Raw genomic sequence first — 1,370 nt, forward strand, 5'->3', positions numbered from 1 at the left:
ATCCTACATCTAAGTGCTGGTCGCTAAGCAAACAAGAAAGGATAAAACAAGTCATGATATACCAATAAGATCAAGTTTATTAACCGTTGCATAGGCCATGGCAATAAAATTATCGGCTGTTCGGTATCCACGAGCCTTTCTTTTGGTAGCCTGAACTAAACTGTTTATTCCTTCAAGAAGGCCATTGGTCATCTTTGTAACAAACCATCTTAAGATTCCGCCTTTATGTTGTTTTAGTGTTTTTGCAACTTTAATCATTGGTTCTAGTCGGGATCGAATAGCCCAGCTATGCCATTCATCAAAATACAATTCAGAAAGGATTGGGTGTTTAGTCCACATTTTCTGAAGCGATAGTTTCATGCGGTAGGCACGGCCTGTTGCCAAATCCAAATCCTTTAATTTAGCCAATTTACTTCCTTGTTTTTCTGTTAGGTTTTCGGGGTTCTTCAGCCAAGCGTATCGTGAATTTTTAAGTTCTGGCTGTGTAGCTTGTTCTTGTTTTCGTACCTGATCTAATGCTTCATTTACCATTTTCATGACATGAAATTTATCAAACGTAATCGTTGCATTCGGGAATTTCTCTTCAATACCCGAAATAAAGGCTGGTGACATATCGCAACAAAATTCTTTAATCTGGGAATGTAAAACCCCTTTACTGTCTAGAAACTGGCTAAACACCTGCAGTACATCTGCACCTTTACCAGTAGTAGCGAAAATTAAGCGTTTGGTATCCATATCAATAAAAAATGTCACATATTTATGGCCTTTTGCTCGTGATGTTTCATCCATCGCTATACGAGTGACATTAGATACATCTATGTTTTCCATGGCTTTGTTGACATAATATTTAAATACTCGCCAAAGGCGTGTATCATGTTCGCCTACTTCACGAGCTACGGCAGCGACAGGCATTTCAACCATTAGCGACAACACATGGTGCTCAAATAATAATGAAAATCCAGATCCTGGACGTGCCCAATCAATGACAACCGTACGTATTTTACCGCATGACTCACATTTTACTCGTGGCATTCTGGCATGGAGAATGGTCTTGTATTGCCAAAAATTTAGATGTCTCCAAGTCCGGTCTTGATCTTGTATATCATGAACTTTACATCCCGTTTTACCGCAATTAGGACAAGAAAATTCCGCTCCTGATTGATATTCAATATAAATGTGTAAGGTGTTTTCTTCTTTAGCTAATTCATTATGGAAAACATACCAAGGTTTAGGTATTTCTAACGCATCTTGGAATACATTATACTCTTCTTCAAAGTTTTTCATAAGACTATCACCCCAGGTAATTTAGTAGTATTACCCAGTATAGACAGCTTTGGGAAGCTTTAAACTAAACATTAAATAGCGAGGAA

At 38.0% G+C, this 1,370-nt stretch carries 1 protein-coding gene; it reads right to left on the reverse strand.

The features are described from left to right. Positions 1 to 51: 51 nt before the first annotated feature. Positions 52 to 1,284 (reverse strand): ISL3 family transposase, encoded by a 1,233-nt coding sequence (locus tag ASE01S_RS15325; protein ID WP_067844431.1) that lies wholly within the window; start codon positions 1,282 to 1,284, stop codon positions 52 to 54. Between the last annotated feature and the right edge of the window lie 86 nt (positions 1,285 to 1,370).

Origin of the sequence: Amphibacillus sediminis NBRC 103570 (assembly GCF_001552275.1) — a bacterium.
Classification (GTDB): Bacteria; Bacillota; Bacilli; order Bacillales; family Amphibacillaceae; genus Amphibacillus_B; species Amphibacillus_B sediminis.